Origin of the sequence: Paenibacillus phyllosphaerae, from assembly GCF_014192105.1 — a bacterium.
Lineage (GTDB): Bacteria > Bacillota > Bacilli > Paenibacillales > Paenibacillaceae > Paenibacillus_Z > Paenibacillus_Z phyllosphaerae.
This window is the reverse complement of sequence record NZ_JACHXK010000002.1, coordinates 70,608-92,199: the sequence shown is the minus strand read 5'-3', so window position 1 is coordinate 92,199 and position 21,592 is coordinate 70,608. Positions and strand designations below refer to the sequence as shown.

General features: G+C 55.2%; 22 protein-coding genes and 1 pseudogene. 9 read left to right on the top strand and 14 right to left on the bottom strand.

Going from position 1 to position 21,592, the window contains the following annotated elements; translation table 11 throughout:
- Positions 1–57 precede the first annotated feature (57 nt).
- Positions 58–495, top strand: coding sequence for an SRPBCC family protein (locus tag FHS18_RS04575; RefSeq protein ID WP_183597503.1), 438 nt, complete (start codon positions 58–60; stop codon positions 493–495).
- Between the two features lie 96 nt (positions 496–591).
- Here FHS18_RS04575 and FHS18_RS04570 read toward each other — a convergent pair whose 3' ends face one another.
- The 3 genes from FHS18_RS04570 to FHS18_RS04560 all read right to left on the bottom strand — a co-directional run bounded on the left by FHS18_RS04570 (position 592) and on the right by FHS18_RS04560 (position 3,474).
- Positions 592–1,584, bottom strand: a complete 993-nt coding sequence (locus tag FHS18_RS04570; protein ID WP_343060401.1) for a proline dehydrogenase family protein — start codon at positions 1,582–1,584, stop codon at positions 592–594.
- Positions 1,585–1,663: 79 nt separating this feature from the next.
- Positions 1,664–2,491, bottom strand: a complete 828-nt coding sequence (locus tag FHS18_RS04565) for a helix-turn-helix domain-containing protein (protein WP_221401199.1) — start codon at positions 2,489–2,491, stop codon at positions 1,664–1,666.
- 257 nt (positions 2,492–2,748) lie between these two features.
- The gene (locus FHS18_RS04560; RefSeq protein ID WP_343060400.1) at positions 2,749–3,474 is read right to left on the bottom strand and encodes a glycosyltransferase family 2 protein; all 726 of its coding nucleotides are present in this window, start codon (positions 3,472–3,474) and stop codon (positions 2,749–2,751) included.
- 228 nt (positions 3,475–3,702) lie between these two features.
- On the opposite strand from FHS18_RS04560, the gene FHS18_RS04555 reads away from it, so the two are divergent.
- Positions 3,703–4,650 (top strand): helix-turn-helix transcriptional regulator, encoded by a 948-nt coding sequence (locus tag FHS18_RS04555; RefSeq protein WP_183597501.1) that lies wholly within the window; start codon positions 3,703–3,705, stop codon positions 4,648–4,650.
- Between the two features lie 96 nt (positions 4,651–4,746).
- Here the strand turns inward: FHS18_RS04555 and FHS18_RS04550 are convergent, their stop codons facing one another.
- The 3 genes from FHS18_RS04550 to FHS18_RS04540 all read right to left on the bottom strand — a co-directional run bounded on the left by FHS18_RS04550 (position 4,747) and on the right by FHS18_RS04540 (position 6,838).
- Positions 4,747–5,061 carry a hypothetical protein gene (locus tag FHS18_RS04550; RefSeq protein WP_183597499.1) on the bottom strand — a complete coding sequence of 105 codons (315 nt, stop codon included), beginning with the start codon at positions 5,059–5,061 and terminating at the stop codon, positions 4,747–4,749.
- Positions 5,062–5,259: 198 nt separating this feature from the next.
- Positions 5,260–6,369: a LysM peptidoglycan-binding domain-containing protein gene (locus tag FHS18_RS04545; RefSeq protein ID WP_183597497.1), complete on the bottom strand. Its 1,110-nt coding sequence runs from the start codon at positions 6,367–6,369 to the stop codon at positions 5,260–5,262.
- A 172-nt stretch (positions 6,370–6,541) separates the two neighbouring features.
- Positions 6,542–6,838 carry an RNA polymerase alpha subunit C-terminal domain-containing protein gene (locus FHS18_RS04540; protein WP_183597496.1) on the bottom strand — a complete coding sequence of 99 codons (297 nt, stop codon included), beginning with the start codon at positions 6,836–6,838 and terminating at the stop codon, positions 6,542–6,544.
- Positions 6,839–7,093: 255 nt separating this feature from the next.
- Here FHS18_RS04540 and FHS18_RS04535 point away from each other — a divergent pair, with 255 nt between their 5' ends.
- The 3 genes and pseudogenes from FHS18_RS04535 to FHS18_RS04525 all read left to right on the top strand — a co-directional run bounded on the left by FHS18_RS04535 (position 7,094) and on the right by FHS18_RS04525 (position 8,990).
- A complete protein-coding gene (locus tag FHS18_RS04535) occupies positions 7,094–8,005 on the top strand; it encodes a permease (RefSeq protein WP_183597494.1) in 912 nt (303 codons plus the stop codon).
- Positions 8,002–8,178, top strand: a pseudogene (locus FHS18_RS35335) (DUF1980 domain-containing protein); the annotation flags it as partial. The gene FHS18_RS04535 and the pseudogene FHS18_RS35335, both read left to right, overlap by 4 nt.
- Before the next feature lie 203 nt (positions 8,179–8,381).
- Complete coding sequence (locus FHS18_RS04525; RefSeq protein WP_183598646.1) at positions 8,382–8,990, top strand: TIGR03943 family putative permease subunit; 609 nt, start codon at positions 8,382–8,384, stop codon at positions 8,988–8,990.
- 84 nt (positions 8,991–9,074) lie between these two features.
- On the opposite strand, the gene FHS18_RS04520 is transcribed toward FHS18_RS04525, so the two are convergent.
- The 3 genes from FHS18_RS04520 to FHS18_RS04510 form a co-directional block, all read right to left on the bottom strand.
- A complete protein-coding gene (locus FHS18_RS04520) occupies positions 9,075–9,287 on the bottom strand; it encodes a DUF378 domain-containing protein (RefSeq protein WP_183597492.1) in 213 nt (70 codons plus the stop codon).
- A 249-nt stretch (positions 9,288–9,536) separates the two neighbouring features.
- Positions 9,537–9,944 (bottom strand): hypothetical protein, encoded by a 408-nt coding sequence (locus tag FHS18_RS04515; RefSeq protein WP_183597490.1) that lies wholly within the window; start codon positions 9,942–9,944, stop codon positions 9,537–9,539.
- A gap of 204 nt (positions 9,945–10,148) precedes the next feature.
- Positions 10,149–11,117, bottom strand: a complete 969-nt coding sequence (locus FHS18_RS04510; RefSeq protein WP_183597488.1) for a formylglycine-generating enzyme family protein — start codon at positions 11,115–11,117, stop codon at positions 10,149–10,151.
- 467 nt (positions 11,118–11,584) lie between these two features.
- Here FHS18_RS04510 and FHS18_RS04505 point away from each other — a divergent pair, with 467 nt between their 5' ends.
- From FHS18_RS04505 to FHS18_RS04495, 3 genes are all read left to right on the top strand, one after another.
- Positions 11,585–12,637 carry an OmpL47-type beta-barrel domain-containing protein gene (locus tag FHS18_RS04505; RefSeq protein WP_183597486.1) on the top strand — a complete coding sequence of 351 codons (1,053 nt, stop codon included), beginning with the start codon at positions 11,585–11,587 and terminating at the stop codon, positions 12,635–12,637.
- A 39-nt stretch (positions 12,638–12,676) separates the two neighbouring features.
- Entirely contained in the window at positions 12,677–12,835 is a 159-nt protein-coding gene (locus FHS18_RS04500; RefSeq protein WP_183597484.1) for a hypothetical protein, read from the top strand.
- A gap of 123 nt (positions 12,836–12,958) precedes the next feature.
- Positions 12,959–13,384 (top strand): VOC family protein, encoded by a 426-nt coding sequence (locus tag FHS18_RS04495; protein ID WP_183597482.1) that lies wholly within the window; start codon positions 12,959–12,961, stop codon positions 13,382–13,384.
- Between the two features lie 57 nt (positions 13,385–13,441).
- Here the strand turns inward: FHS18_RS04495 and FHS18_RS04490 are convergent, their stop codons facing one another.
- The gene (locus FHS18_RS04490; RefSeq protein ID WP_183597480.1) at positions 13,442–14,152 is read right to left on the bottom strand and encodes a YetF domain-containing protein; all 711 of its coding nucleotides are present in this window, start codon (positions 14,150–14,152) and stop codon (positions 13,442–13,444) included.
- A gap of 262 nt (positions 14,153–14,414) precedes the next feature.
- Here FHS18_RS04490 and FHS18_RS04485 point away from each other — a divergent pair, with 262 nt between their 5' ends.
- Complete coding sequence (locus FHS18_RS04485) at positions 14,415–16,379, top strand: methyl-accepting chemotaxis protein (protein ID WP_183597478.1); 1,965 nt, start codon at positions 14,415–14,417, stop codon at positions 16,377–16,379.
- Between the two features lie 421 nt (positions 16,380–16,800).
- On the opposite strand, the gene FHS18_RS04480 is transcribed toward FHS18_RS04485, so the two are convergent.
- The 4 genes from FHS18_RS04480 to FHS18_RS04465 form a co-directional block, all read right to left on the bottom strand.
- A complete protein-coding gene (locus FHS18_RS04480) occupies positions 16,801–17,700 on the bottom strand; it encodes a 3-hydroxyacyl-CoA dehydrogenase (protein ID WP_183597476.1) in 900 nt (299 codons plus the stop codon).
- A gap of 259 nt (positions 17,701–17,959) precedes the next feature.
- Complete coding sequence (locus FHS18_RS04475) at positions 17,960–19,624, bottom strand: glycoside hydrolase family 43 protein (RefSeq protein ID WP_183597474.1); 1,665 nt, start codon at positions 19,622–19,624, stop codon at positions 17,960–17,962.
- Complete coding sequence (locus FHS18_RS04470) at positions 19,617–20,609, bottom strand: pectinesterase family protein (protein ID WP_183597472.1); 993 nt, start codon at positions 20,607–20,609, stop codon at positions 19,617–19,619. The genes FHS18_RS04475 and FHS18_RS04470 overlap by 8 nt, the downstream gene beginning before the upstream one ends.
- A gap of 27 nt (positions 20,610–20,636) precedes the next feature.
- Entirely contained in the window at positions 20,637–21,587 is a 951-nt protein-coding gene (locus tag FHS18_RS04465) for a dienelactone hydrolase family protein (protein WP_246427464.1), read from the bottom strand.
- Positions 21,588–21,592 lie beyond the last annotated feature (5 nt).

Sequence of the window (21,592 nt, the reverse complement as noted above, 5' to 3'; positions counted from 1 at the left end):
CTCATGCTAACAGTAGCCTTAACGATGGCTTGAATGCTAGGAACGGGAGGTTTGGCCATGGTTAATGTGTTTACCGAAATCGTCATCCGCTGTCCGCGGGATGTAACGGCTGCCTACGCCGCCAATCCCGAGAACGCCCCGGAGTGGTACGCCAATATCGATTCGGCGGAATGGATATCCGGTCATGCGGTACAGCTTGGCGCCACGATCGCCTTCAAGGCAAAATTTCTAGGCCGCGAGCTCGCTTACGTGTACGAGATCTCCGACTATACGCCCGGCGAACGGATGGTGATGCGAACGGCTGACGGCCCTTTTCCGATGGAAACGACCTATACGTGGGAAGATGCGGAGGAAGGCACGCGCATGACGCTGCGCAATAGGGGCAATCCGAGCGGTTTCTCCGCCTTCGTCTCCCCTTTCATGGCGATCATGATGCGGCGGGCGAACGAGAAGGATCTCCGCCGGATCAAGGACGTGCTCGAACGCCGGCGTTAATCGAAACATATGCAAGGGCATATGCATAACAAGCCCAGGGAGATGACGCTCCCTGGGCTTGTTTATGTTCTCCTAAATCCTGATACCCGCAATCTGCTAACGATCGCGCGATACCGCATAACTATTCACCGGATCGACCGACTCCCCGCTTGCCATATCGATCACCGCGCGGTACAAGTTCGGCGGATGCTCGGCAATTCGATGGCAGATGTACAGATACCATTCCGAGCCATAGGTCAAATAGATGCGAACCGGATGTCCTGCCGCCTTCAGCTTGCGGCTCAGCTCCGTTCGAATGCCATACAGCATCTCGAACTCGGCTGCCCCTTCCGACAGCCAGCCGCGCGTAAGGATCGTATCGATGATCTGCTGGTCGTGCGTGGCGATCGATACGCGGTGGCCTTGGAGGATGGCATGCTCGACCAGTTCGAGATACCGCCTATTGAGCTGCTCCGAACGAGGCAGCGCGGATTGCTCGGACTCTTGGTAAGCTCCTTTGACGATCCGGACAAGCGAATTCCCCGGCAGTCGTTGCGCAAGATCCGCGGCTGTCCGATGCAGTTGCGCCTGCAGCGTGATTCCGATCGACGACGGATAGCGCGCGACCGACCGCTCATATACGTCCAAGACCCGGTCCGTCTTGGCCGATTCCTCCATGCTGATGAACAGCTCGATCCCCGCAGGCTCAGCCTGCTCGGCCAATTGCAGCAGATTCCGCAGGGCAAGATCGGTATGAAGCGACAGTCCGATATGCGACAGGTCGAACGACACCCGCGCCTTTCTCCTGTTCCCGGCCAATTCCGCAATCAGTCCGGAGAGCTCTCGCACCGCCGCTTCGCATTCCGCTTCCGTCGCCGTATTCTCCCCGATATATTCGAGCGAGACGTCATAGCCTTGAGCTGTCAGACTAGCGGCAGCCTCCAGGCCGTCCCGGCGATCATCGCCGGTCACATACCGGGCGGCGGCGCGGCGGAGCAGCTGATAGAGCTGCGGATTATGTTCGACGTATGCCTTCAGATCGGCGCGGCGCGCGATCGACTTCATCGTCTCCGCGAACAACGGTTCAATTGATTTGTCCTCATGCAGCACAAGACCCACTCCTAACGTTCAAGTAGCTCTAGCATACCTGCACGCGGGAATGTACGTATTGTACAAAATTGCTCTATGCTCAGTTGGTGGCTGCGTAACGGTTAGGCGTCGTCCCGACAATGCGCGAGAACGTTCGGGAGAAGTGGCTCTGATCATAGAAGCCCGCTTCGTCCGCGATCTCCGCGATCGGACGTTGTTTGGCCAATTGCGTCTTGGCATGGTTGATGCGCAGCAGGTTCTGGTAAGCATGAGGCGGCAGATGGCTCCACTGCTTGAACATGCGTATGAGGTGGAATTTGCTGATGCCGGCGATCCGCTCCAGCTCCTCCAGCGTAATGCGCTCGGTATAATGAGCATGGATATACTCTTGCATCAGAGTAACGTATTTGCGATCCTGCCGATTGCGACGCTCATGCCGCAGATCGTCGGCATCCGTGAGGACCAGCGCCTGAATGAGCTCGACCAATGCCGTCTCCGTCTCAAGCGGATCCGCATGCCCGGAGAGCGCCTCCATGACCCGGTTCAACCGAATGCGGCATGACTCATTCTTCAATCCCCCGAGTAAATACGGAATATGCAGTTGATCGATCGTCCGCTGCTCCAACCCTTCGAACCAGTCCGGCTTGACGAAAAGCATTTTGTACTGCCATTCAACGCCTTCTTCCGGATGGCAGGCATGCAGCATAAGCGGCGGGAAGCTGATGACATTCCCAGCCTCGACGCGCAGCATCGTCCCGTCGCACCAAGCGTTCGTTGCCCCCGAATCAATGAGGCCAATCGAATATTCCTCGTGAAAATGCTTATGATAGGCGAAATCGTTCGCCAGACAACGCTTGCCCTCCAGGAAAGGCATCGCCTCATCGCGATAAAAGGTAACCGTCGGCACGGCGCCCGCTCCCTTCTTCATGCTTGATCGCTACACATTTATTCCGATTATAGCATGAAGAATACGAAAAAAGCCCGCTCGCACGGGCCGCTTACCATCCATCTATGATTCTTTCTTCGCCAGATCGGGCGAGTTCTTGAAGAAGCCGTTGAAAAGCCCTGCCATATCGGTGAACCCCTTCGGCAATGGAAGCGTACCGGCCACATCTGTGCGAACCGTCTGTCTGGCCAGGTGCAAAAATAAAAATCCGTGTCTCACGCACGGATTTGTCGGACTTGCTATGATCGCCGATCGGCATAGTGCCGATAATCGCCGGTCACCGCTAATGGTACGCTCCCCTTTAAGTAGAAAGCATCTTTCGCCCGCCAAGTATGGCTGCTCTTGTCGCCTCTACGGTGGTACACGTAGTTATAAGGGGAGGTCGCGTAGGCACGGAACCCTTTTTTGCGGCATTGCCACAAGAAGGTCGTATCTTCGCCTACGGATCGGTCTGTGAATCGAACCTTGCTCAGCACATGCCGGCGGAATAGAAGGGTACCGCCTTGCACGAAGATGACGCGCTTGCGCTGCTCCTTCGGCGAACGGATGATCAGACGGCGGCTCGCCCCAAGGTAGACCAGACAGGCATGCTTGCCGACCACATCGCTCTTCGTCCGAATAAGCGCCTCCACCTGCTCGTTCAAGTAGAACGGCGAGTAGTAGTCATCGTCATCGAATTTGGCGATCAGAGGATATTGGGTACGCTGGATTCCCGCATTCAAGCACTGCCCGAGCGAAATTCGTTCCGGCACTTGATAGACGGCAATATTGCCATCGTCCTTTGTCCGCTCCCGATAATGGCTCAAGCTCATGTTGTCCTTGTTCAAAATAATGACGAGCTCTTTGCGACTGTATTGCTGAGTCCGAAAGTTCGCGATCAGATTATCGAAGAACTGCGGCCGGTTGGTGCACACAACAATCGAGACACCGGGCTTACTAATCGTTCGGCCCAAAATGATCACCACGCTTTACGCTCGTATTCGGTGGTTTACTATATGAGCAGCACATGACAGGCGGTGTCGGCGTTCGTCCATGCAGACTGTATGCCGCCTGCCAGTTATAACGAAACCATACGCAATCGAACGATACGCTACTCAATTCAGCAGCGCTATGATACGATGGGGGAATTGGCGCCGTGGTGTAACACCGGCTGACCCGAAATATCTAATTGAACTGCCACTAGGAGGATGCTGATGTCCAGCGATATGTCCTACACGACCGAAGAAATCGCCAAGCTGCTCAAAATATCGAAGTTAACCGTCTACGACCTCATCAAGAAAGGCGAACTGCCCTCCTACCGCGTCGGCAAGCAGATGCGCGTGGACGCCTCGGATCTGGAACGCTACAAGCAGCGGGCCAAGGGGCTCACGCAAATCGAAATACCGTCTCCGGCAGCGGCGCAGCCCGTCATGCCGCCAAGCGCCCGGGCTCATTCCGGCTCCCTCGTGATTACGGGGCAGGATATTAGCCTCGATATTCTATCCCGCCATCTGGAGAAGCAGCTGACCGGCATCCGCCCTCTTCGCTCGCATGCAGGCAGTATGGACAGCCTTGTCTCTATGTACCGCGGCGAATCCGATATCGTCAGTACGCATCTGCTCGATGGCGACAGCGGCGAATATAACCTTCCTTATATTAGGAGACTGTTCATTGGCTCTTCCTACCTTGTCGTCCATCTGTTGGCAAGGCAAGCGGGCCTTTATGTGCAGCCGGGGAACCCCCGCAAGCTCCACACCTGGTCGGATCTTGCCCAACCGGGCTTACGCCTTGTCAACCGGGAGCGCGGCAGCGGCGCCCGCGTCCTATTGGACGAGCAGCTTCGGCTGCACGGTATTGCGTCCGAGCAATTGACCGGCTATGACTTCGAACAGACGAACCATCTCGGCGTAGCTTCGAAGGTTGCTTCGGGCGAGGCAGATGTCGGCGTCGGCATCGAGAAGGCAGCCGCCATCGTCGGCCAGGTCGAATTCATTCCCTTAATTCAGGAGAGATACGATCTTGTCATCATGAAGAATGCGTCCACCCGCGCATGGCTCCCGACTTTGCTTGCCATACTGCGTTCGGAAGCATTCCGAAGTGAACTGCGAGCCATCTCCGGCTATGATCTAACGCGAACTGGCGATATTTTGTTCGAATCGTAACCACGACAAGAAGGCCGATCTCATGTCCCATGAGTCGGCCTTCTTGCGTATTACACTGCAGTTTGATTGCGAATTACTGCGGTCCATATGCTGTTATTATTCCACTTGGTCATAAAACTTCTGCCAATGTTTATTCCCTTTATTGATCAGATCCGCTACTGTCCGCTCGATAACGCGATAGGCTGCCTGCCTAAGCCAAGACATGTCCTCCCGGAACGTTTCCTCCGCGCTGCGGTCCGTCTTATACCCGGCAATGCCGAGCTTAGCGCTTGTAATGATATGTTCCTTCTCGTGGGCATCGACCTCGTCGAGCAAATGTTCGAACGCCAGAAGCACATCCTCGTGCCCTTCCAGAAGATTTTCCTCAATCAGCTGTGCTTTGAATTCCTCGAGCCGCTGTCGCATACGCATTCCCTCTTTCCTCTTGAGATCGGATGTTTGACGGGACGCACCAGGCATAATCCGCCGCATGTGCCCATCATAACACCTCGAGGGACTGCTTTTCCACTTCCCCAAGCTAGTAACCGGAACAAGGTGAACCGGCTGAAACCGTCTTTCATCGCATTGACGAAGAGCCGCTCTGAATCGAGCAGCTCTGTTATCGTGATATTAAGCTATCGGAGGAATACGCAGCACATCGCCGACCTTCACCGAATCGCCATCGGCGATATGATTGTAAGACGCGATTTTGTCCGCATAACCGCTCGACTTGTAGTATTTGCGGGAGATGCTCGACAGCGTCTCGCCTTCCTTCACCGTATGCTCGACGACCTTCTGCTGGCTGCTCTTATCGCTATCGCCTTGATTGCTAGCCGGGCGAGCCGGAATCGTCAAGATCATACCCGCTTTGAGCGCCGTTTCGGCATCCAGCTTATTCGCATCCGAAATCAACTGGGCATAATCGCTGCTGTTATAGAAGAGCTTCGACAGCCGGTATAACGTATCGCCGGAACGCACGAGATAAGAAGCCGGCAGCGAAATTTTGGAATAATCGATCTGTTGCTGACTATTGGTTCCCGAACCCGACGATACTGCAGGAATCGTAATCGTGTCGCCAACTTTCAGATCATTGATGAAGATGAGATTATTCTTCTCTGCCAGCAGAGAAACTTGTTCCTTCGAATGATAGAACTTCTCGGATATGGTCGACAACGTATCCCCTTCCTGCACCTTATAGGTCGTCGGAAGCTTCACCGTTGTCTTGCTGCTTGTAGAGGATGATCCGCTGCTCGTTTTCTCCCCTTGCGGCTTCGATGTTTCTTGCTTCGGCTCGTCGCTCGGTTCTGCCGCCGAACCGGCCCCAGCTCCGGAAGAAGCTTGTCCCTGCTCGCCTGCCTCATCGGAATCGACGGCGGAACCAGAGGAAGCCCCGTCTTCAGTCAGATCCGATCCTTCTGTCGGCGCATTCGACGGCTCATCATTCGAGACAACCGGCGTATCCCCATCCGTCGCTGCCTGTCCATCGGCATTCGGAGTATCGGATCCCTCAACCTCGCCGGAATTCGCCGCATTACCCTCGGTTTGGCTATTCCCACTCAACGTCAGCCGTTGCTCAGCGCTGTTCTGTCCGTAAAACAAGCTATATGCTCCAGCGGCAATTATCAGCAGCAGCGGCACCAGGGCCAGCAGCATTTTGACCGGCACCTTGTTCTGGTTTTGGTTTTTGTTCTTGCGCATCGATCTAGGACGATACTCGTTGTCTGTTTGGTTCTCGTTCAATGCCGCATCCTCCTCTCTCCTACTTGCATCTCTACTAATCAGACAATATTCTACTATAATTGCCTATATGGAAACCAATTTCCCGGGAAATCAGGAATATGGAACTAAAAGGAAATTGAATTAGGCATAACTATTACTGCCCGCTTCCTTCTAATAGGCTACGCCCGCGGAATCACTCACCTCTGAACGACAGTCCTTCCTCCTGCAGAGCGGCCCTGAGCTTCGGCATCGAAGCAGGACCCATGCCGTGCAGCTGGAGAATTTCCTTCTCCATATACGTAGCTAGCTGCTGAATTGAAGAGATTCCCAGCCCCTCTAGCGCTCGCCTTGCCGGAGCCGAGAGACTCGCCAGAAATCCGGATTCCGGCTTGCGCGCCTGCTCGCAGTCCGGGCAGGTCGGACAGTCGCTGCTTTTGTAATAGGAATGTACATTGCTGCATGTTCGTAGATCCTTCTCTGTAGCCGCCATCCGTCACAGCCTCACTTTCGATTAAGGTTGCTTGCGCTGGTATCTATTCTACACGGGTATCGAAGCCAAAAAAAGCGAAGCGTGCGGCCGGATTCGAGAGCCGTCCGATCAGCCGCCGATACAGTCAGCTGTTAACCGGTTCATAAATTTGTCATGGCCTTGCTGCTAGAGTTTGAGAGGGAGATCGAGGATAATAGAAGAGTTAACCATAAGCACAAAAATCTTCTACTCTATAACTAACAGGTGAAAGATGAGATGACCACATTCCTGCAATTGAACACCGTCTTCATCAGCATGGTCATGGAAGCGATCCCATTCATCCTGATCGGCGCCATCATCTCGGGACTTATCCAGGCCTTTGTCTCCGATCGGTTCATCGCGCGCATCATGCCGAAGAATCGCTTCCTGTCTACCTTGCTCGGCTGTTTCATCGGCTTGTTCTTCCCGGCTTGCGAATGCGGCATTGTACCGATCACGAAGCGTTTGCTGCATAAAGGCGTTCCGCTGCAAGCCGCGATCTCGTTCATGCTGACCGGACCGATCATTAACCCGATCGTGTTGTACGCCTCCTTCATCGCCTTCGGCAACACGTGGGAGATGGCGCTCATTCGCGCGGGCTCGGCGGTCGTGGTCGCTACGATTGTAGCATTGGCGCTATCTTATATGTTCCGCGAGCTGCCGCTCAAAGAAGCCGCGAATGCCCCTCATGCCGCGGCAGCTATGATGAGCGCGCCTGCGCAGCAACCGCGCCAGCCTTGGTATATGCGGGTCTATGAGGTGATGCTGCACGCGATCGAAGAGTTTTTCTCGTCAGGCAAATTTCTCGTGCTCGGCGCCTTTATTGCGGCCTGCCTGCAAATCTTCGTCCCGACTTCGACGCTGCTTCATCTGGGCGGAAGCCCGGTGACCGCGACGCTCATTATGATCGGCCTTGCCTTCGTCATGTCGCTCTGTTCGGAAGCGGATGCTTTCATTGCCTCCTCCTTCCGTAGCACGTTCTCCGTCGGCCCGCTGTCCGCTTTTCTTGTCTTCGGCCCGATGATCGACATTAAGAACACTTTAATGCTGCTCGGCGTCTTCCGTGCCAAATTCGTTATCGCGCTCATTGCGCTTACCGTGCTGTGCACGCTTGGCACCTCGCTGGCAGTCGGGAGGTTATTCGGATGATTCGCATGGCCATCTTGGCAGGTTTGGCGTTAATGTTCACGCTCATTCATCTGGAAGGCAATCTGAACAAATATATTAATTTGAAATATGCCTATCTTTCGATTATCGCCATCGTCCTCTTGCTGGTGCTCTTCATCTTCGAATTCATTCGGCAGTACGCGCTCGACCGGAAGAAACAGCAGGAGAGCGAGAGCTCTAACGACGAGCATAGTCACGACGGAATTGGTCATCGGCAGATGAGTTCTGCTGCGGGCACGATGACGAAGCGGCGCATCCGCAGGCTCACAACGCGGATCCGCATGAGCGTCATTACGAGCACGAACATGATCATAATCACGAACATGGGCATGATCATAACCATGGCGGACGTTCGAATATGTCTCGCGCCTTCACCTATGCGATTCTGTTGTTCCCGGTCGCAACGGGCATTTTCCTGCCGATTCAGACGTTGGATTCCAGCTTCGTCAAAGCGAAGGGCTTCTCGTTCCCCGAGATCGATATATCGTCGGATAATCCGGGATTCCACCAATTCCTAAAACCGGATATGAGCGTTTATTACAGCGATGAAGGCTATATGGAAGTCGCCAAGCAAGATTTGAATGATATTCAGCAGCTGGCGGACGTTAAGCTGAACGACGATAATTATTTGAAGGCGCTGGAGTCGATTTACAACAACCCGAATTTGTTCGTCGGCCGAACGATCAGCTTCAATGGCTTCGTCTATAAAGGCGAACAAGCCGGAGCCTACCACGCCTTCGTGTTCCGGTTCGGCTTCATCCATTGCGTCGCCGATTCCGGCGTGTTCGGGATGCGGGTGCAGTTCCCGGATAACGTATCGCTAGCGGACGACACTTGGGTCGAGGTGTCCGGTACGATGGCGCTCGAATTCTATCAGCCTTTCAAGCAGACCATTCCGGTTCTCAAAGTGGCCGATTGGAAAGAGATTGAAACTCCCGAGGAACCGTACGTGTATCGAATATCGTAGCTTGCTTCGACAAACAAAAAAAAGAACGGCTCTGGATGTCCAAAGCCGTTCTTTCGCGTACGATCGAAAAAGCAGACACGTTCGCTAAACCCTGGCGCGTCTGTCGTCCGCCACGAGATATCTGATGCAGTAAATCCCGCATAAGCCAACTAAAGCATAAACGATTCGGCTAAGCATCGAGGACTCGCGATGAACCTCTCCGCCAAGGAGTGCCGAGACAAGATCCCACTCGAACAAGCCGACAAGCAGCCAGTTCACGGCTCCGATGATGACTAACGTTAACGCGATCTTACCCATACGAACCACCTCTCGTTTCGTTTGAATGGTGAGACGTTTCCTGAACGTTCTTAACTTCCCTTCTCGTCCCCGTTTTTATACCCGGCTAGGTGGCGTTTGAAAAATATGCATCCGACAGAAACTCCGCGCGGAATTCAATCAGCGAATAATTCGCTACAAACTTAATCAAAATACGTTATATACGCAACAATGGCGCGACCGCCAATGGGGTCACGCCATCTCTGCGCGCTGCCGGTATCAGCGCAAGGCTTATTCCACCATTTCTAATGGATTAAACCGGTTCACGATCGTTCCCATTCCTCCAAGCTCCAGCAGCCAGTATTCTCTTCTGTAGGCTGCGAATAAGAGAATCTCGTAGGAAGCCAGCTTCGAGTTCGAGCGGAGCGAAGCTTCAACCTCCTGCTTGAACGTCTCTAGCGGCTGATCATAAGGAACAGCTTTCGTAACTTCAACAATCCCCATGCTTAAATCGTTCATTTCTTCGGAATAGGTGAACTGCAGCGGCAGACAAAGACTCTCCATGACAATGTTCCGGCATAGCCGCATCGAGAATCTCAGCCTCTCGTCCACCTGGAGACGAAGCCGGCAGACAAGATGCTTATACTCCTTATCCTCCAACAGCGTGGCGCTTCTGCTCGTGATCTGTTGTCCTTTCATCGTGTATTCCTCCGCTAATCGCAATCAGAAGATCTCTTGATGACAAATGTGACATTTTTCGAGTCTTATGGGTATATTGTACTATTTTAATGGTTCCATATAAACAAGCAAAATTTAGTAAATACGCTAACTTCTAGCGTAAATTTAAAAGTGCCAGCTGCCGGCAACCACCGAACATCTGGCACTAAGAAGGTATGAAACTGGTTAGACAGACTTCGCGCAGCGGAAGCCGATATTGCCTGTCGAGCTGTCCGGCGTATTGGAACTACGCGCGGCGACGCGATACCTGTTGCAATAGGACTTATGACACAGATAAGAACCACCTCGGATAACCCTTGCCTGTCCACTCGGCGGTCCTGCTGGATTATCCCGAGGACCTTTCACGTGAAAAGTAGGGCTGAACCAGTCGGAGCACCACTCCCAGACGTTGCCGGACATATTGTACAGACCGAAACCGTTCGGAGCATAGGCGTTCACCGGAGCTGTGCCTTCATAGCCGTCGCTGGCATTGTTCTTGACCGGGAACTTGCCTTGCCACGTATTGCATCGGTGCTCGCCGTCCTGCTTCAGCAGATCGCCCCAAGGATACCGCTTCTGGACGAGTCCCCCTCGAGCAGCGTACTCCCATTCCGCTTCGGTCAGCAACCGCTTGCCGCTCCAAGCGCAATACGCCATGGCATCATGCCAGGACACATGGATCACCGGATGGTCGAGACGCTCATCAATCGAACTGTCCGGACCTTCGGGATGCGCCCAATTCGCCCCATCGACCTTCCACCACCACGGGGTTTGCTGCGGCACTTGCGTCACATGCTCCGCCGTTTCCGGAGATACGAAGAGGTGGAACACAAAAGACCAGCCAAACCGTTCGGCCTCCGTCTTGTAGCCCGTTGCATCCGTAAAGGCGCGGAATTCCCGGTTCGTCACCGCATAGGCATCGATATAGAACGGATCTATCGTCACCGGACGGATCGGGCCTTCTCCATCAGCGGCAAAACCCTCCTCATCTTCCGTTCCCATCAGGAATGTCCCGCCAGACAAATACACCATGCCGGAGACCGCAGCGTCGGCAATAGCCTTGTCCCCGCTGACGATTCGCTCATCAACCTGCGCGATATCCGCAGGCTGCTCATTCCGGCTGACCGAGCAACAGCTTCTCGTATTTACATTCATTCGCGCTCTCCTTCCCGCTTATGCGCCTATCATTTCTGCTAAGCCTTATTAACCTAACTATAGCGCTAATCCCGCCTATAGTCTATAATTACCATCGGAATTTGGAGGATTAAGTCAACATAAGGAGCGCAAAATAAGTATGGGGCGATTTAAAACGAAACGTATCCTACTTCCAAAATTTAAGTTTACAAAATGTATCTAAATCCCTATAATAAAAATCGTTCTCCTCTCCCATATATCGACCACGCTCTCGAATAGGAGGTCTCGACGTACTTTCCCGCATCATCACCGCATTCTGACGCTTTTCCTTCGGTTTCACCTCTCTTCTCATTCCGAAATCCCTTACGATTGTGAACGCAAACCACTGTCTGTCCTCAATGCTGCATTCCCACTCCAACATCCTATCTTATTGCGCATGACTAAAAACGCGCGTTTATTCGTCGTGCCATCTATCGGAGGTCTTTATCGTGACAACTGTAAAACGTAATCTGACAACCGCTGTCGCAGCGGCGAGCTTGCTCCTGGGCTCTAACTTGTCGGCTGCGCCGGCAATTGATCTGAACGAAGGACTTGTCGCCCACTATACATTCGACGGGCATCTCGAGGACAGTTCAGCTAATAGCCACGACGGCACTGCAAACGGCAAGCTGGCCTATGTGAAAGGCGCTTCGGGCCAAGCCCTGCAACTGAATGGAACCGATGGCTATGTGAAGCTCGACAAATTCACGGAGGATTTCTCGGCCGGCATTACGATCAGCGTATGGGCCAGCTTCGATCAAGGCTCCGGTTCTTGGGCACGCATCGTCGATCTGGGCAACGGCGCCGGAAGCGACAACATTCTGCTCGCCAGGGACGGCTACAGCTCTACTCTTTGCTTCGAGGTCTATAGCCCTTCAAGCACGCGGAACACCTATACGCAGAAGGTAGAAGTGCGCAGCGGGATCAAATACGGGGAGCTCAATCATATTCTCGTTCGGGCGAAGCCGGATGGCGGCAGCTATAAGACCGAGTTCTATATTAACGGCATCAAGCAGCAGACGGTCGACGGCTACGGCAACGCCAGCGACGGCACGAACCTTCCGCGCGCGATCACCAGGTCGAATGCTACTATCGCCAAGAGCAACTGGAGCTCTGACGGTCTGTTCAAAGGCGTTCAGGACGAACTGCGGATCTACAACCGCTATCTGTCCGATCAGGAAGTACAGGCGGTGAGGGATGTATCGGCTCCCGTAACCAAGTATCATTTTGACCCGATCAACGGCACGACGCCTAAGGGACGCGCTTACATAAAAGGATTCACCGTATCGTTGCAAGGGGCCGACGATCTATCCGGCATTCGCTCGCTTCAATATCGGATCAACAGCGGCGCATGGACGGAATATACGAAGCCGTTCGAGATTTATGCCGCGAATGCGTTGAAATTGGAATATTACAGCACAGACCGCGCCGGGAATACGGAGACTTCGATGAACGTCATGGATTTCGCGCAAGGAACCTTCACTGGAGCAGGCTCCTATTAACAGCCCTTCATAAACGAAGCGAACAAGGAGATGGAAGCGATGAACAACGACAACAACAATACCGATGGCAAGAAACCATGGATCCCGCTCAAACTGGAGATTCTGGAGATTAAGCATACCTATGCGACATCGGAAGAAGAGCTGTGGGGCTTTAGCCCAAGCGGGGACTTCTGGCGAAGGGAACTCGCCGGCAGCTAACTCCCGTCGGCATGTGCCTCGAGACGGGTCGTTCAATTTGATCGAAGATCACCGTTTCGCTGATGCCGATCCGGGCTATACTGGCAGTGAAACTTCAATCTCAAAGGAGCTGTAACAAGACTTATGACATTGCGCTGTATTCCCTACCTGATGCTGGACGGCACCGCTAAGGAAGCGATCGACTTCTACGAGAAGGCGCTCGGCGGCAAGCTGCTCTTCTGCCAGACGTTCGGCGAGATGCCGGAGAATCCGGAATTCCCGCTGCCGGCCGAGGCCAAAGACCGGGTATCCCACGCCACGATCAAAGTCGGCGAGACGGATATCATGTTCTCGGATACCTTCCCCGGCCAGCCGTATCAGAGCGGGTCGCTGGTGACGATCTGCCTGTCGACCGATGACAAGGAGCAGGCGCAGCAGTTCTATGAGGCCCTGCAAGAAGGCGGCAGAGTCGTGATGCCGCTGCAAGAAACCTTTTTCAGCCCCGGCTATGGCATCGTCACCGACAAGTTCGGCGTTACGTTCCAGGTTTATACGGAGAGCGCGCATTAACAACACAAACACTGCTTCCTTAGCCTAAGGAGCAGTGTTTTGTTCTTTATAAGGCGACTAATCGCGGTTGTTCTCCTTAACCGCATGCACCTGCACCGTATGCTTGCCGTCGACGGTCGCCAGTATGACGTCATGCAAGTCAGCAGGCTGAATTTCCCGCTCCAGCCAAGCACGATCTTGGGCAATCTCACGCAATATATCATGATCGATATGTCCGTCCGTCACGATCGGCCTCGTTAAATTAAAGGTCTGCGTCGGCAGCTTCAAATCTGACGGCGTCACCGGCTGATAAGGCGTGTCCACGAACACGGAGAGCGTCCCGCCCGGCTCCCATGCGGCAAAAGCGACCTTGGTAATGTCCTCGACGTTCGACTTGCGCAGCTCCGCATACAGGAACTCGATCGGCAGCTTCGCCTTTGCGAGATTGCGGTAATCGAGCTTGCCGCCGCGGATCAGCGTGAGCGCCGGCGGATCGAAAAATTGCTTCAGCATCGGAACTTTCAAGCTGAGCCAAATCGCCGATATATACAGAATGACGAGCGCGACGGTCGTAATCATCGATCCCTTCAAGCCGAGATGCTCATCGGACAACGGGTGGGCGATAATATTGCCGAGCGTCAGCGCGATAATAAAGTCCAAAAAGCGCAGCTGCGATATTGAACGCTGTCCGAGCATTTTCGCCGCAATGAGCAGGAATACGAATCCGACAATGCTGCGCAAGATCCACTGCAGCGTGGTCAAGGACTCTTGGCTTTTGAAAAACTCCACGGCTGTTCCCTCCACGATCCTCATTCACAACGCTAGATTCCCCTAATCGTTTCCACTTCATGCAGAATCCCCCTGCTGCTGCTTCGCTGCACCGCAATAATTTACATTCCCTTAACATTTGTCGAACGCTATGTTAATTTTTCGTTAATAAAATAGGGCTTAGGTACCGATAATCCTGGTAAAGTGCTGCGTCGTCTTTGATGGCATAGCGTTTTGGCTGGAACCGTTAACCATTCCAATACTCCAGAGGTGCACATTCAACATGAGGCGTAGCTTACACGCAAAACTGCTCGTTTTGTTTATGTTATTCGCGATCGTTCCCGTAGCCGCAACGGTTGTCATTCTATTATCCATTACGAATCAAGGCTTCACATCCCTGCTCCGCGACAGCCACGATTCGGTCACGAAGACCGTACAAGCCCAGATCAAGCAGGTTGCCGGCGATCTGCAGGATATAACGGCCATGTACAGCGAGAATCCCGATCTTATCCGCGCTTACCAAAGCGGAGATCGTGACAAGCTCAGCGCTGCCGCAGCCCCTATATATGAACGGCTGTCCCGTGAGCATGATCTGGAGGTGTTCGAATTCGGAGGTCAAGACGGCGTGGTCTTCTACCGCGGCCATAATCCTGAGAAATTCGGCGATGACAAGAGCGGCAAGCCGTCGATTCAAGCCGCGCTGAACGGCGAGACGGTCGCCGGCTTCGAATTCGGCAGCAGCGGGTTGGCAGTACGGGCCTTCGCCCCGCTGCGCGTAGGCAATGAAGTGGTCGGCACGCTGCAAACCGGCGTGAACGGCGATTTCCTGCAAGAGCTGTCCGAAACGTTGTCGGGCGTCCAACTGATGCTATACGACGGCGAAGGCAAACTCGCGTATTCCTCCGTTCAGCAGACCGAGACCCAGCAGCTCGCCCCGTCCGTGCTGGAACGCCTTATGCGCGGCGAGCAATTCCTCCTCTCTCATCAAGAAGCCGAGAAATCTTATATTCCGATGTACGACCCGACCGGGCAAGAAGTGATCGGCGCCATCGAGATCGATCAGGATACCCGCATGGTGAATGTAGCGAATCGGAATACGGTCATAGCCGCGGTTATTCTGGCCGCCGTCACGCTGCTGGTTGCAGGACTGGTCTCCACCTTCATTAGCCGCAGCATCGTATCGGTCGTCCGCAATGCCGGACGGGCGATGAGCGATCTGGCTGAAGGCGATTTAAGCACCACTGTCGCACGGGGCAAGCGCCAAGATGAGCTGGGGCAGCTGCTGGAGTCCGTCATTCGGACGCAAATAAGCCTCCGCGGCATCATCGGCAACCTTGCGGCAGCGTCACGGCAGGTGAATGATCAAAGCCTGACGCTCCGGGATACGGCCGATCAAGTGAAGCAGGCCAGCTTGACGGCCTCGGGTACGATGCATGAACTGGCAGTCGGCGCCGAATCGCAAGCAGGCAGCGCAACCGAGCTTGCAACGCTCATGAACGATTTCACTGGCAAGCTTGCTGAAGCGGCCCAAGGCGGCGCGGATCTGTCTGCCCATTCGGATCGAATCCTCGAGATCACTGAAGACGGCGCGCAGCAGATGGCGCAGTCGATGTCGCAAATGGCGCAGATCTCGAACCTGGTGCAAGCCGCAGTCGGCCAAAGCCAGGAGCTTGACCGAAAATCCAGCCAAATTACCGCATTGATTCAGACGATCCGCGACATCGCCGCACAGACGAACTTGCTCGCGCTTAACGCTTCGATCGAAGCGGCAAGGGCAGGAGAGAGCGGCCGAGGATTCGCGGTCGTCGCAGGCGAAGTCCGCAAGCTGGCCGGGCAGGTTGATAGCAGCGTAACGGATATTACGCGCATCGTCAGCGATATGCAGGACGGAACGACGCTCATGCGCGATTCGCTCAGCCATGGTTACCACGTTGTCGAACACGGCGCGCAGCAGATGAAGTCGACCAGCGAAGCCTTCGAGCATATCGAACGCTCCATCGTCTCGATGACGCAGCAGGTGAAGGACATCTCTTCCCACCTGGCCCACATCTCCTCGACCGGCGCAACGATGAACGCGGCAATCGAGAACATTGCGGCCGTCTCCGAGCAGTCCGCGGCCGGCGTGCAAGAGACGTCGAGCGCCGTGCAGCAGACGGCCGCTTCGATGGAGGATATTGCGAGCAGCGCCGGCGAGCTGCGCCAGATTGCGTCTGAGTTGGATGAACATATGGGGAGGTTTAAGTTGTAAGGGCTGCGCCCTTCACGAACCGCTTTTATCCACCCCCCAATGATGCTACCACCCTTTAACGTCACTGTCGCCTCGCCCCTTCCCCCTCCATCGGAGGGGAACAAGAGGGCAACCGCCCTCTGGACACCCGTAAGGGGCTAAATACGTGACGCGGCCGTCGTTGATGGGTCCTTTCGAGCTGGGCCCGCTTTTGTCCCTTTTGAGGATTGCTTGATGCAATCCTCAAAAGGGACAAAGCTCATGTTCGAGCTTCGTTCGCGGCTTTGATGCCTCTTGGTGGTGACCTGGAGTTTAGAAGGTGAATGCGGAGCAACGTGCTGACTCTCGCTTGACGTCCACTTTGTGGACACGCTTAACTTAAAGATTAAAAAATAAAATGGCCATGCTGGTTGTTTACCGGCATGGTCATTCTTATATTTCATTAAGGCTTCAAGAAATCCGGGCTCGCGAAGCTCGGATTCGGATACTTGTAGAACCCTTCTCCGGTCTCCCGGCCGAGCTTGCCTTTGTCGATATATTCGGTCTTGAGCAGGTTGGCCACTTTTTCATAGAGCGGATTCCCTGTCGCCTGCGCTTTGGCGTTGCCAATATTATAGGCGGTATTGATGCCGACGACGTCGAGAATCGCGAACGGACCAAGCGGCGCGCCGGTGCCGACCATCCACGTCTTGTCGATCGTCTCCGGATCGGCGACTTCCTTCACCAGCAGCTGTTGGGCCGCTTCGAGCAGAGGTACCAGCAAGGAGTTCAGGATATAGCCTGGCTGCTCCTTATGCAGCGGCAGCGCGACCATGCCGATCGCCTTGGCGAAGGCGACGACCTGATTGAAAACTTGCTCGTCCGTTCCCGGATGGCCCATAATTTCAGCCGTGTTGTTCTTCCAGATCTCGTTGGCAAAATGCAGCGCCAGGAACTTCGCCGGACGGCCGGTCGCTTCCGCGAATTGGCTTGGCAGCAGCGTCGACGAGTTCGAAGCGAACACCGTATGCGCCGGTGCCGCCTGTCCCAGCTTCGCGTAGAATTCCGTCTTGATCGGGACGACCTCGGGGATCGCTTCGATGACGAGATCCGCCTGGGATACCGCTTGCGCCAAATCGCTGTTAAAAGCAATGCGATTATAAGCTGCTTCCAGATCTGCTTCGGCTGCGCCCAGATCGTGCACATAATGCGGCTTCAGCGCCTGAATTCTTTCCTTTGCTTTGTCGAGCGCTGCATCGTTAATATCGTACACGGTCACCTGGAATCCTTTGTAAGCCGTTTGGAACGCAATTTGACTGCCTAATACGCCGCTGCCGGCTACCGTTACTTGCTTGAAATCCATCCTTATCCTTCCCCTCTTCAAAATTCTGGTTGTAATGTCCCCTCGCCTGCAACAAACCATACCTAATCCTTTGACATTAAACGGCGTGTACCGCTACATAAACGAAATCATGTCCATTAAGGCATTCCGCGAATAAGCATAACAAAAGAGGAGCAAGCCGAACGGCCTGCTCCTCAATCGTATGAATCCGATGACATTACCCGTTCAAAATACGACGAACATTAGCGCCAGCTCGAGAATATCGCTCTGGCTGCTGTCCTCAATTCCGACCCTCATACCGGAAGAAGGAGAAATCCGCGAAACTGCCGGCCGTGCGGTACATATCATGCGCCCCGATGCCGATGAAGTTGCCCGTGAATCCGCCGCTCAAGAACGCGATGGACATCTCTTTGCCAAGCGGTTGCCATACTTCCTGCTCGATGCCGGCCCGGCAGAAGAACCGGGCTCGCGTACCGTCAGCCTCTACGGCGAGCTGCACCTCCGCTTCACCGTTCACCGCGATGATCTCCGGCAGCAGCGTGAACGTGTTCTCCTCACAATACATGAGTCTGACGACGCGGCCTTGGTCTTCGTCTTGAGTGACGCAGGCATAGAAATAATTCTCATCGTTCAAGTACAGCAGCAGACCCGCCATCTGCAAGTAAGAGACAGGACGGTAATCAAGCGCGGTCTCCGCCCGGAAGGCCAGCTCGGTCTGCCGGATCGCGATCATATGATGCTCGAACAGCGTCTGCGGGGACTCGCCCGCCGACATCCGCAGGAAGCCGGGGCGCTGCTGCAAGGAACACCAGCTTTCATCCCGAAGAATACGCAGCGTATTCCAGTTACGGGCAAGTTCAGGACCATCGAAGCGGTCCTCGAAAACGGCTGCCCCTGGTGCAGATGAGCTTAATCCGTCTGCATCTGGAGACACGCAAGCTTCGGCATCTGCAGAATTGTGCGCATTCCTTCCAGGAGCCGGAACTTCCAGTAGCGGCAGCTTCCCGCCGCCAGCCAGCTGCAGCCAGCCGTCTTCCGTCCACTCCACCTTCTGAATGGCGGTCTCCCGGCCGAGTATGGCATACTCCCCTTCCGCCGGGCGCGTACAGAGATGCGCCATATACCATTCGCCCTCCGGCGACTCGACCAGACTTCCATGCCCGGCGCATTGCAGCGGCCAATCCGGCGTATCGCTCGCCGTCATCATCGGGAATCGCGGGTCTACCTCGTACGGACCGAGCAGCTGCTGCGACCGCGCGATCGTAACGGCATGGCCCTCTCCCGTTCCGCCTTCAGCGGTAATCAAGTAATACCAGCCGCCGCGCTTATAGATATGCGGCGCTTCCGTCTTCGCCAGATGCGTGCCGTCGAACAGCTTGACAGCCTCGCCGATCAGTTCCTGCCGATCCGAATCGTACTCCTGAATGACGACCCCGACCGACTTGTTGCCGGTTGCGATCCGGTAATCCCACAGCTCGTTCAGCAGCCACTTGCGTCCGTCGTCATCATGGAACAGCGAAGGGTCGAATCCGCTGCTGTTCAGGTAGACCGGTTCGGACCACGGCCCCTGCAGGCTAGCGGCCGTTATGACGTAATTGTGGCTATCCTTGAAAGGTCGTTTCGTGCTCTTCACATCGGTATAGACCAGATAGAACAGTCCATCCGACCAGCTGAGCTGGGGCGCCCAGATGCTGCAGTTCTTCGGATTGCCGCGCAGGTTCACCTGGTCGGTCAGCAGATCGGCGCAGTGCTGCCAGCTGACCAGATCATCGGATTCATATACGCGGATGCCAGGCAGCCATTCGAAGGAAGATACCGCGATATAATATTTGCCTTCCGCCCTCAGCATATAAGGATCGGGATTAAAGCCGCGAAGCACCGGATTGACGATCACGCCTTGTGCCTTGGCGCTGTCATTCCTTGTTACCCCATTCGGTTCAGCCATGTCGGAACCCCTCTCCTCTCGTCATTACGAATTCACTGTCTTCGAACAACGCTTCCGCCTCCAGCCCGGCCGGAACGTACGCATGCTGCTCTCCCCAATTGCTGCCTGCCTCGTTATCGCCTTGAGCCTCGCCCAAGATGCTGCAGCCGAACTCCCGGTAACGGACCGTCTGCCGCGCATGCGGCTTCTCCCAATCATCCCACCTTGCAGGATGGACAGATGCGGCATAGGTACAGCGGACAAAATCCGTCTTGGCCGCATCCCGCCAAGGCCGGCCGAGATAGATCGGCTCCGCGCCTGTATCCGCAGTCACGATGCAATCCCGGAACAGATAGCCATGCGATTGCCCTTCCGGCGTGGAGGCGGCCGTCACGTAGATCGGCCCTCCGTTCATGCGTTTCCGCGCATGCAGCTGGCACTGCTCGAACATCGCCATTGCGCCGCCGAAGATGAAATCGACCGTGCCTTCAATCGAGCAGTATTCATAGCGCTGACGGCATCGCTCATGCCGCTCGCGGATCGGAATGCCCCCGAATGGCGCGCCGGTGATCTGGGCCGGCGGCAGCGGGCCGGTGCAGAGCGTATCCTGGTAGCCCTTGAACGTGCAGTGCCGGAACACCGCCTCATCGCAATGGGCATACAGCGCGACCGCCTGACCGACGAGATCGCCGCAGCCGGCCGCATTCGTAATCGTTACATGCTCTACGAGCAGCCTTCTGCCGCCCAAGAACAACGTCGGCGTTCCGAAGGTGGTGAGCGGTTCGCCGTGTTCATCCAGCATGTTCGCGGACAGGCATCCCGTAATTTCCACCTGCCCGAGGCCGACGATATGCAGGTCGGACCGGAAGATGCGGACATTCTCCTCATAGACGCCGGGCAGAATAACGAGCTGCTCCGCCTGCTGCACTTCCCGGCGCTCCAATTCATCAACCGCCTCTTGAATCCGGGCATAATCGCAGCCGGGGTATGGACCTACAACAATCACTTGCACGACTCCTTTCGTTTGCCTGAATTACAGACGCCGCGAGAGGAATCGTTCCCAGGCGGCTCGCATCTCCGCCGTCTCGCGGTGACCGGCGCCCGTCAGCACCGATTGCCAGCTTGCCGCCGCATCAAGCGAGGCATACGCTTCGCTTAGGCCTTCATCGAGCAGCTGCACGCCTTCGATCGGACAGAGGCGGTCGCTCCGCCCGTTCAGGCTGATGCGCGGCCGAGGCGCGATAAGCCGCTGAATATCGAGTGTCCGGAACGATCGCAACAGTCCGGGAACGTACGAATACAGACCGTGATGATCAAGTCCCCGCATCGCGATGAGCGTTGCGGCCTCTACCTGCCCGCATATATCGACCGTCACCTGAATCCGCTCATCCAACGCCGCCAACCACCAGGACATGAGGCCGCCCATGGACATGCCGAGCGTGCCGATCCTCGCGGCATCGATATCCTCCCTGGCCGCCATCGCATCCACTAAGCGAATCGTATCCTTCACCATCTGGCCCCATAGCACTTTCCCGTGCCACAGCAGCTCCTTGAACAGCTCGCTCTCCGTCTTCCCGCTCCGGTCGTTGAACAGCCGCATATCCATGCAGCATGCCGCATAGCCCATCGACGTTAACGCCTCGGCGAAAGAAGGCTGCTGCAAATACGAGCTGCTATCCGTCAGTTCTCGTCTGCCGCGGTCGTAATTGCCGCCATGGGAATGATTCACGATGACGAGCGGGTACGGACCATCGCCTTCAAGCGGCAGCGCCAAATCAACCGGGGCCAGCTCGTCGCCGACGTCCATCAGCAGCGTCTCCAGTCGATACCCAGCTCGCTCTTCGCTGCGCAGCAGCTCAAGACGCGGCGGTACGCGCAGGCCCTCGCCACTGTCAACACCAGCAGCACCGACTATCGGCGAGCCCGCTAACCGCAGCTCTTCCTCGATGCCAAGCAGCCGTAGCAGCTCCATTCGTGTATTCATGCGTT

Bases quoted from the DNA above. Each gene is read 5' to 3' on its own strand.
- FHS18_RS04550 (WP_183597499.1), bottom strand. From the start codon at position 5,061: ATGCGTATGCGACAGCGGCTCGAGGAATTCAAAGCACAGCTGATTGAG.
- FHS18_RS04515 (WP_183597490.1), bottom strand. From the start codon at position 9,944: ATGAAAGGACAACAGATCACGAGCAGAAGCGCCACGCTGTTGGAGGAT.
- FHS18_RS04555 (WP_183597501.1), top strand. From the start codon at position 3,703: ATGTCCAGCGATATGTCCTACACGACCGAAGAAATCGCCAAGCTGCTC.
- FHS18_RS04525 (WP_183598646.1), top strand. From the start codon at position 8,382: ATGTCTCGCGCCTTCACCTATGCGATTCTGTTGTTCCCGGTCGCAACG.
- FHS18_RS04485 (WP_183597478.1), top strand. From the start codon at position 14,415: ATGAGGCGTAGCTTACACGCAAAACTGCTCGTTTTGTTTATGTTATTC.
- FHS18_RS04495 (WP_183597482.1), top strand. From the start codon at position 12,959: ATGACATTGCGCTGTATTCCCTACCTGATGCTGGACGGCACCGCTAAG.
- FHS18_RS04510 (WP_183597488.1), bottom strand. From the start codon at position 11,117: ATGAATGTAAATACGAGAAGCTGTTGCTCGGTCAGCCGGAATGAGCAG.
- FHS18_RS04465 (WP_246427464.1), bottom strand. From the start codon at position 21,587: ATGAATACACGAATGGAGCTGCTACGGCTGCTTGGCATCGAGGAAGAG.
- FHS18_RS04520 (WP_183597492.1), bottom strand. From the start codon at position 9,287: ATGGGTAAGATCGCGTTAACGTTAGTCATCATCGGAGCCGTGAACTGG.
- FHS18_RS04535 (WP_183597494.1), top strand. From the start codon at position 7,094: ATGACCACATTCCTGCAATTGAACACCGTCTTCATCAGCATGGTCATG.
- FHS18_RS04475 (WP_183597474.1), bottom strand. From the start codon at position 19,624: ATGGCTGAACCGAATGGGGTAACAAGGAATGACAGCGCCAAGGCACAA.
- FHS18_RS04500 (WP_183597484.1), top strand. From the start codon at position 12,677: ATGAACAACGACAACAACAATACCGATGGCAAGAAACCATGGATCCCG.
- FHS18_RS04565 (WP_221401199.1), bottom strand. From the start codon at position 2,491: ATGAAGAAGGGAGCGGGCGCCGTGCCGACGGTTACCTTTTATCGCGAT.
- FHS18_RS04575 (WP_183597503.1), top strand. From the start codon at position 58: ATGGTTAATGTGTTTACCGAAATCGTCATCCGCTGTCCGCGGGATGTA.
- FHS18_RS04540 (WP_183597496.1), bottom strand. From the start codon at position 6,838: ATGGCGGCTACAGAGAAGGATCTACGAACATGCAGCAATGTACATTCC.
- FHS18_RS04480 (WP_183597476.1), bottom strand. From the start codon at position 17,700: ATGGATTTCAAGCAAGTAACGGTAGCCGGCAGCGGCGTATTAGGCAGT.